The 8,040-nt window shown below is 73.2% G+C and carries 7 protein-coding genes; 1 reads left to right on the top strand and 6 read right to left on the bottom strand.

Translation table 11 applies throughout. From position 1 onward, the window contains the following. Window positions 1–137: 137 nt before the first annotated feature. From IEZ31_RS03520 to IEZ31_RS03495, 6 genes are all read right to left on the bottom strand, one after another. Complete coding sequence (locus IEZ31_RS03520) at window positions 138–929, bottom strand: S1 family peptidase (RefSeq protein ID WP_190248237.1); 792 nt, start codon at window positions 927–929, stop codon at window positions 138–140. A 78-nt stretch (window positions 930–1,007) separates the two neighbouring features. Then, window positions 1,008–1,793 (bottom strand): putative protein N(5)-glutamine methyltransferase, encoded by a 786-nt coding sequence (locus IEZ31_RS03515; RefSeq protein ID WP_190248236.1) that lies wholly within the window; start codon window positions 1,791–1,793, stop codon window positions 1,008–1,010. Between the two features lie 51 nt (window positions 1,794–1,844). Further along, window positions 1,845–2,486 carry a LuxR C-terminal-related transcriptional regulator gene (locus IEZ31_RS03510; protein WP_190248235.1) on the bottom strand — a complete coding sequence of 214 codons (642 nt, stop codon included), beginning with the start codon at window positions 2,484–2,486 and terminating at the stop codon, window positions 1,845–1,847. Further along, window positions 2,438–3,730 (bottom strand): sensor histidine kinase, encoded by a 1,293-nt coding sequence (locus IEZ31_RS03505; protein WP_190248234.1) that lies wholly within the window; start codon window positions 3,728–3,730, stop codon window positions 2,438–2,440. Before IEZ31_RS03505 ends, IEZ31_RS03510 begins: the two co-directional genes overlap by 49 nt. Window positions 3,731–3,777: 47 nt before the next feature. Then, a complete protein-coding gene (locus tag IEZ31_RS03500; RefSeq protein WP_190248233.1) occupies window positions 3,778–5,625 on the bottom strand; it encodes a M48 family metallopeptidase in 1,848 nt (615 codons plus the stop codon). Window positions 5,626–5,640: 15 nt separating this feature from the next. Beyond that, window positions 5,641–6,255, bottom strand: a complete 615-nt coding sequence (locus IEZ31_RS03495) for a pyridoxamine 5'-phosphate oxidase family protein (RefSeq protein ID WP_190248232.1) — start codon at window positions 6,253–6,255, stop codon at window positions 5,641–5,643. 78 nt (window positions 6,256–6,333) lie between these two features. Between IEZ31_RS03495 and IEZ31_RS03490 the strand changes: the two genes are divergently transcribed. After that, a complete protein-coding gene (locus IEZ31_RS03490) occupies window positions 6,334–7,674 on the top strand; it encodes an aspartate aminotransferase family protein (RefSeq protein ID WP_190248231.1) in 1,341 nt (446 codons plus the stop codon). Window positions 7,675–8,040 lie beyond the last annotated feature (366 nt).

The following is an 8,040-nucleotide window of genomic DNA, read 5'->3' as shown; positions in this document are numbered from 1 at the left end:
GAACAGCGCCACGCGCGGAACAGCGCCACGCGCGGAACAGCGCCACGCGCGGAACAGCGCCACGCGCGGAACAGCGCACCGCGCGGAACAGCGCCCGGCGGGCGGCCGCGCAAGCCGCCCGCCGGGACGTGGAGCGGTCAGCCGCCCAGGCTGGCGGCCGCGGAGGCGATCGCCGAGGCGAACGTGCTCACCTGCGTGTAGACGCCCGGGTAGTTCGGGCGGGCGCAGCCGTTGCCCCAGCTGACGATGCCCACCTGGATCCAGGCGTTGCTCGCGTCGCGGCGGAACATCGGGCCGCCCGAGTCGCCCTGGCAGGTGTCCACGCCGCCTGCCGTGTAGCCGGCGCAGATCTCGTCGCTCGGGATCAGGTCCGGGTACGAGTTGTCGCATGTCGCGTCGGCGACGTAGGGGACCGTTGCCTTGAGGAGGTAGCGCTGCTGCGCGCCGCCCTCCCGCGCCGCGCCCCAGCCGGCCACGGTGAAGGTGCCGGAGTCGTACGCCGTCGTGGTCGCGATCGGGAGGGTGGCCAGGCCCGTGACCGGGGTCGCCAGGCGGATCAGGGCCCAGTCCTTGCCGTTGCCGTTGTAGCCGGGGGCGCGGTAGACGTAGTTCGACCGTACCGTGATGCGGCTCGACGACTGCAGGTCCACGACGCCGAGGGTGGCGGTGATGCTGGTGTTCGTGCCGGTGCCGCTGACGCAGTGGGCGGCGGTCAGGACCAGGCGCGGGCTGTAGAGGGCGCCGCCGCAGCCCATCGACAGGCGGACCATGAACGGGAACTCGCCCTGGGCCGCGCGGGTGCCGCCGACGACGTTCTCGGCGGCGTGCGCGGTGCCCGGCAGGACGCCGGCCGTGGCGGCCACCGCGGTCAGCGCCGCGAGGAGCCACCTTGCCGGCGAGCGCCGGGTGAGCAGGAGCTTTCGAACCATCCGGGAGCCTCCCCAACGAGTTGGATGTTGGGGAGGAGGATATCCATCAATTCGATAGTGATGGATATATCGGTTGGCTCATACCGAGGACACAGTGGACGGGCGGACCGCCGCGATTACCGTCGTTTCCGTCTCCGGGTCGGTGACCGCGCGCGGCTCCAGGCCGGCCGATGCCAGGATCGCCTGGGCCGTCGCCAGCTGCGGGGCACCGGTCTCGGTCAGCAGGGTGCCGCCCGGGGACAGCCATCCCGGCGCCTCCAGGGCCACCCGCCGCAAGAGGTCCAGGCCGTCCGGGCCACCGTCCAGGGCCGCCCGGGCCTCGTGGACCCTGAACTCCTCGGGGAGGTAGGCGATCTCGGCGGTGGGGACGTACGGGACGTTGACCAGCAGGAGGTCGACGGCCGACAGCAGGTCGGGCGGCAACGGCGCGAAGAGGTCGCCGCAGTAGACCTCCTCCGTCAGCCCGGCCAGGTTGCGGCGGGCGCAGGCGACGGCCGCCGGGTCCACGTCCGCCGCCACCAGGCGGACCTCCGGGTGATCCCGCACCACGACCAGGCCCAGGGCACCCGTGCCGCAGCACAGGTCCAGCACCGTCCGCACCGGCATCAGGGCGCGGGCCGTCGTGGTCAGCAGCTCGGTGCGGTGGCGGGGGACGAACACGCCGTCCGTGATCTCGACCCGGACGCCCGCGAAGGAGGCCCAGCCCAGGACGTGCTCCAAGGGGGCGCCGGCGACGCGGCGGGCGATCATCGACTCGAGGTGGCCGGCGGAGCCGGCCTCGGCGTGCAGGAGGGCGGCCTCGTCCTCGGCGAACACGCAGCCGGCCGCCCGCAGGCGGGTGACGGTCTCGGCGATCGACGGCACGAGGGAGACTAGCAGGACCCACGACCGCGACCGTGCGCGCCGTCGCGGGCCTCACGCGTTGAGATACGCCAGCACCGCCAGCACGCGGCGGTTGTCGTCCTCCGACGGCGGCAGGCCCAGCTTGGTGAAGATGTTGTTGATGTGCTTGCCCACCGCCTTCTCCGTCACGAACAGCCGGCCGGCGATCGCCACGTTCGAGCGCCCCTCGGCCATCAGGCCCAGGACCTCGCGCTCGCGCGGGGTGAGCGCGCGGGTGGGCTCGCCGGCGTTGCGGGCCAGCAGCTGCGAGACGACCTCGGGGTCCATCGCGGTGCCGCCCTGGGCGACCCGCCGCACCGCGTCGACGAACTCGGCGACGGTCGCGACCCGGTCCTTCAGCAGATACCCGACCCCGCCGCGGCGATCGGAGAGCAGCTCCCGCGCGTACAACTGCTCCACGTGCTGCGACAGCACCAGCACCGGCAGCCCGGGCGCCTCGGCCCGGGCCGCGATCGCCGCGCGCAGCCCCTCGTCGGTGAACGTCGGCGGCAGCCGGACGTCGACGACGGCCACGTCAGGCCGGTGGGTGAGCAGGGCCGTGCGCAGGTCGGTGCCGTTGTCGACCGCCTCGACGACCTCGAACCCGTACGCCGTCAGGAGCCGGATCAACCCGTCGCGGAGGAGGGCGAGATCCTCGGCGATGACAACTCGCACGGCAGCTCCATCGTGAGCACGGTCGGGCCGCCGGCCGGGCTGTCGACGCTGAGGCTGCCGTCGAACGCCCCCAGCCGGCGCTCGACACCGGCCAGCCCGGAGCCGGCGTGCGGGTCCGCGCCACCGACGCCGTCGTCGCCGACGGTGATGTAGATGGCGCCTCCGAGGTGGCTCAACGATACCCAGGCGGTCGAGGCCCGGCTGTGCTTGACCACGTTGGCGAGCGCCTCGGCCACCGCGAAGTAGGCGGCCGACTCGACCGGCGCCGGCGGGCGGCCGTCGATGTCGGCGTGGACCGCCACCGGGAGCGGCACGGTGAGCGCGAGGGCCTCCAGGCCGCCGGCGAGCCCGCGCTCGGCGAGGACGGGCGGGTGGATGCCGCGGACCAGCCCGCGTAACTCGGCGAGGGCCTTGCCGCTGGCCTCCCGCGCCTCGGCGATGAGCGCCTGCGCCGCCACCGGGTCGCGGGTCACCAGGTCCTCGGCCATGCCCAGGCTCATGCCGAGCGCCACGATGCGGGCCTGTGCGCCGTCGTGCAGGTCGCGCTCGATGCGGCGCAGCTCGGCGGCCTGCGCGTCGACGACCTGGGTGCGCGTCTCGGTGAGCCGGTCGACGCGGCGGGACAGCTCCGCGCTGTGGGTCGGGCCGAGGAGGGCGCGGTCGTACTGCGCGAGCGCCCACAGCAGCCACGGCCCCGCGTAGAGCGCGCCGGCGGTGATGAGCGCGCCCTGCAACGGCAGGCTCATCACGTCGACGGCATTGCGGATGGGCCAGGTGACACCGTAACCGGAATCGTCGGTGACCGCGGCGATGATCGCCGGCACCACCAGCACACCTTCCAAACCGTAGACGAGCAGCACCGGGGCGATCAGGCCCAGGGCCAGGCCCACCGGTGCGCCGCCGAGCAGCCACAGCAGGTCGCGCCACGTCGCCGGGTCGCGGACCAGCCACATCCAGCGCCGCGGCGACCCGACGAACGCCTTCGGCGGCAGCGGCCGGTAGGGCCTCGGGATCTCGATGCCCGACCAGCGGCCGGCCAGGGTGCGGTGCAGGTCGGCGTAGCGCCGGACGAGCAGCTGCACGAGCGGCGCCAGCACCAGCCCGAGGCCGACGACGGTGAGCGCGAACGAGAGCACGCTGAGGATGAACAATGCGATGTTCAGCGGCCAGGAGAGGATGCCGAGCAGTGCGACCCGCCCGATGGCGGTCAGGCCCCGGCGGACGAACGGCACGGCTGCTCTCATGCCATCCATTCTGGCCCGGCGGGGCCGGCGCGTCGGTAGGTCTAGCCCTACTGTTGCGTGACGGCACGGGCGAAGAGCGCATGCGCCGGGCCGTGCTCGGTGCTGTCGAGGATGCTGCGCACCCGCACGGTCGTGCCGTCGTGCAGCTCCAGCTCCCAGCGGAAGCGCATCGAGCTCGTGCGCGTCCCCCGGATGATCTCCTCGTAGGCGATGAACCGGGTGCCCGGCAGCGCGGCGACCTCCCGGGCCGTGCTCTCCTTGATCCAGCGGTTCACCCGGAACCAGGCGCTGCGGGCCTTGTACCAGCGCACTCCCGGCACGACGAGCAGGCCGTGGCTGAGCACGAGCAGGTCGGACCGTTTGCCGTCGACCTTCACCTGGCTGATGCCGGCGTAGATCTCGGCCTGCTTGGCGTTGACGACCTGCTGCACGTGCCGGGCCGCCCTGGGGTCGATGCCCAGGGCGGCGAGCCGCTGCCGGGCCTCGGCCACGGTCGCCGCGTCGGCGATCCCGGCCAGGTCCAGCTCGGCGCCGGCCCGGTCGAGCAGGACGCTCGGGCCGACCCACGAGTGCCGCCAGCGGCCGGCGCCGGAGCGGACCGCGGCCAGCTTGAACATCGTCTCGAGCGGGCCGGCGATCGGGTCGCGCATCGTCCCGTCCGGCGGCACGAGGTCGCCGAGCACCCACCCGTCGTCGATCAGGGTGAGGACGGCGTCGACGTGCGGGACCGGCTTGCCCACCTCGCGGCCGAACAGGCGCAGCCACGCGTCGGTGCGGGTCTGCAGGTCGGCGTTGGCGACCGCGGTACGGAACTCGTCCCAGGGCAGCTCGACCAGCCCCTCGCCCGGAACGAGCGCGGCCTGCAGCTCGCGGCCGGCGGCCCGGGCGCCGGGGACCAGCGCCGTCGCCGGGCCGGTGTCGGCGTCCACCACCGGGTCGGGCGCCGCGGCGATGGCCGCGAGCCGCTCGGCCAGCGGCGGGTGGGTGTCGTGCCGGCCGGCCCGGACCGCGGCCGGCTGGGCGTGGCGCAGCGCCGACAGCTCCTCGGCGCGGACCCGCAGCATCTCCGCGAAGGAGCCGAACACGTCCTCGGGCACGCAGCCGGCGGCGATGCCGGGCGCGAGGTACTCGCTGACGTAGAACTCGTACGCGGTACCGAGGATCTCGACCTCTTTGAGCGCGCTCGCGGCCGCGTGCCGGCCGGCCACCCGCACCGCGGTCCGGTCGGCCTCCAGCTCCTGGCGCCGGCTGACCGAGTTCTGCACGGCAACGTACAGCTCGGTGTAGCCGCGGAACACCCAGCCGGCCACGTTGCCGTCGCTGATGTGCCCGACGGTGCGCACGAGCGCGAGCCGCCCGCGGTAGGAGATGCCGGCGAAGCGGGTGTGCTCCTCGGAGTAGTGGCCCAGCTCGTGGGCGAGGACCGCGCGCAGCTGGGCGATGTTCAGCGTCTGCAGCAGCGGCATGCCGACGAAGAGGTACCGCCGGCCGCCGAGCAGCCCCATGAGGCGGGACCGCTCGACGACCGCCGCGTTGACCTCCGGCACCAGGTGGATCTGGTCGGGCGGGCGGGTCCCGGCCGCCTCGGCCAGCTCGCGGACCGTCGCCCACAGCCGTGGCGCGTCGTCCTCCTCCAGCTCCACGCCGGGCGGCGGGCCGTCGTCGGCGCGCACCGCCTTGTACGTGCCGTAGCCGACCGCCCACACCGTGGCCAGGAACACCGCGATGCCGATCTGCGCGCCGAGCCCGCTGCCGCCGACCGTCGCGAGCCAGAACGAGAGCGCCATGCCGACGACCAACTGGACGAACGCCAGCACGTAGAAGCCGGCGAGCATGACGATCGAGACGAATGCCCTGATCGCGACGATCATCGCGACGTACCTCCCCCGCTGCATCGGCAGCGGAAGATATCAGGCGTACAGGCCCTGGCGGTAGCGGTCCTCGGCGTAGTAGGCCTCGAGCTCGTCCACGGTCTCGGCGGTGTCCTGGACGCTCTTGACGAGCTTGGCGTGCGACGGCAGCGCGTCGGGCGTCCAGGTGTCCTGCTTCCAGAGCTTCGAGCGCATGAACGCCTTCTGGCAGTGGAAGAAGATCGTGTCGATGTCGACGACGATCGCCATGATCGGCCGGTGGCCATCGACGACCATCGCGTCGAACCAGGGCGCGTCGGACACGAGCCGGGCCCGGCCGTTGATCCGCAGCGTCTCGCGCCGCCCCGGCACCAGGACGAGCAGCCCGACGTGCGGGTTGGCCAGGATGTTGTGGTAGCCGTCACCGCGGCGGTTGCCGGGGCGCTCGGGGATCGCGATCGTGCGGTCGTCGATCACGTGGATGAAGCCGGGCGGGTCGCCCTTGGGCGAGACGTCGCAGTTGCCGCTCGCGTCGGAGGTGCCGACGAGGACGAACGGCGACAGCGCCAACCAGTCGAGGTCGGTCTGCTTGAGCCGGTCACGCTCCTTGGCCAGCGCCCGGGGCATCGGTGACCCGAGCAGTTCCTCCAGTTCTCCCACCGTGGTGATGTCCATGGACTCAGCATAGGGCTCGTAACAAGCTGTAACGATCGGGATATTGTCCGGCCCGACGTGTGCCATTAACGTCGCCTCATGACGGCAGAACTCACCGACGCCTACCGCGACGACCGCGCGCACGTCTTCCACTCCTGGTCGGCCCAGCGGGCCCTCGACCCGGTCGTCGTCGCCGGCGGCCTCGGCAGCACGTTCTGGGACACCGACGGCCGGCGGTACCTCGACTTCTCCTCGCAGCTCGTGAACCTCAACCTGGGCCACCAGCACCCCCGGGTGGTCGCCGCGATCCAGGAGCAGGCCGCCCAGCTGTGCACGATCGCGCCGACGTTCGGCAACGCGGCCCGCAGCACCGCGGCCCGCCTGATCGCTTCCGTCGCTCCGGGCGACCTGCAGCACGTCTTCTTCACCAACGGCGGCACGGAGGCCAACGAACACGCGGTGCGGATGGCCCGCGGCACCACCGGCCGGCACAAGATCCTCGCCGCCTACCGCTCGTACCACGGAGCGACCACCGGCTCGATCACGCTCACCGGCGACCCACGGCGGTGGGCCAACGAGCCCGCGATGCCGGGCGTGGTGCGGTTCTTCGGGCCGTACCCGTACCGCTCCCCGTTCCACGCCGACTCCCCCGAGCAGGAGACCGAGCGCGCCCTCGCCCACCTGGAGGAGGTGTTCACGTTCGAGGGCCCGCAGACGATCGCCGCCGTGATCCTGGAGTCGGTGGTCGGCACCAACGGCATCCTGGTCCCGCCGCCGGGCTACCTGGAGGGCGTCCGCGACCTCTGCGACCGCCACGGCGCCCTGCTCATCGCCGACGAGGTCATGAGCGGCTTCGGCCGCTGCGGCGAGTGGTTCGCGGTGGACCGCTGGGGCGTGGTCCCCGACCTCGTCACGTTCGCGAAGGGCGTGAACTCCGGTTACGTACCGCTGGGCGGCGTGATCCTCGGCCCCCGCGTCTACGAGACGTTCGCGGATCGCCCCTTCCCCGGCGGCCTCACGTACTCCGGCCATCCCCTGGCCTGCGCCGCCGCCGTGGCGACGATCGAGGTCATGCGCGACGAGTCGATCCCGGAGCGCGTCCGCGACCTGGGCGAGCGCGTGGTCCGCCCCCGCCTGGAGAAGCTGCGCGACCGCCACCCGTCGGTGGGCGACGTGCGAGGCCTGGGCCTGTTCTGGGCGATCGAGCTGGTCCGCGACCGGGACACGAAGGAGATGCTGGTCCCGTACAACGCCGCGGGCCCGGCGGCCAAGCCGATGGCGGAGGTGGTGGCGGCCTGCAAGGCCCGCGGCGTGTGGCCCTTCACCCACTTCAACCGCCTGCACGTGGTGCCCCCGCTGGTGATCTCGGAGGCCGAGCTCCTGGAGGGCATCGACGCCATCGACGACGCCCTAGACGCAGCGGACGCCTACGCGTCCTGACGTTCGCACCCGGACCGTCCGGCGAGGGGCCGCACCCTTGTGCGCGCCCCTTCCCGGCGCCGTACCCCGCCCTCCGCCGCGGGTCCCGCTTCGCCGAGCCCCCATCCCTCCGGCGCGCCGCCCCTCCGCGCCGCGCCCCCAACCCCACCGCCGCGCCGCCCCTCCGCGCCGCGCCGCCCCATCGCCGCGCCGCCCCTCTGCGCCGCGATCTTGGACTTGTGGTCCCGGGAATGTCCGGAATTTCCGCATAAAGAGGGGACAACAACTCCAAGATCGCGGCGCAGAGGGCGCGGAAGCACGCGCGGAGGCGCGGAAGCACGCGCGGAGGCGCGGAAGCACGCGCGGAGGCGCGGAAGCACGCGCGGA

Source organism: Dactylosporangium sucinum, assembly GCF_014647515.1.
GTDB classification, from domain to species: Bacteria; Actinomycetota; Actinomycetes; order Mycobacteriales; family Micromonosporaceae; genus Dactylosporangium; species Dactylosporangium sucinum.
Note: the sequence above shows the minus strand (reverse complement) of the source record. Positions and strands in the feature narration are given on the sequence as shown.

Bases quoted from the DNA above. Each gene is read 5' to 3' on its own strand.
- IEZ31_RS03520 (WP_190248237.1), bottom strand. From the start codon at position 929: ATGGTTCGAAAGCTCCTGCTCACCCGGCGCTCGCCGGCAAGGTGGCTC.
- IEZ31_RS03505 (WP_190248234.1), bottom strand. From the start codon at position 3,730: ATGAGAGCAGCCGTGCCGTTCGTCCGCCGGGGCCTGACCGCCATCGGG.
- IEZ31_RS03500 (WP_190248233.1), bottom strand. From the start codon at position 5,625: ATGCAGCGGGGGAGGTACGTCGCGATGATCGTCGCGATCAGGGCATTC.
- IEZ31_RS03495 (WP_190248232.1), bottom strand. From the start codon at position 6,255: ATGGACATCACCACGGTGGGAGAACTGGAGGAACTGCTCGGGTCACCG.
- IEZ31_RS03490 (WP_190248231.1), top strand. From the start codon at position 6,334: ATGACGGCAGAACTCACCGACGCCTACCGCGACGACCGCGCGCACGTC.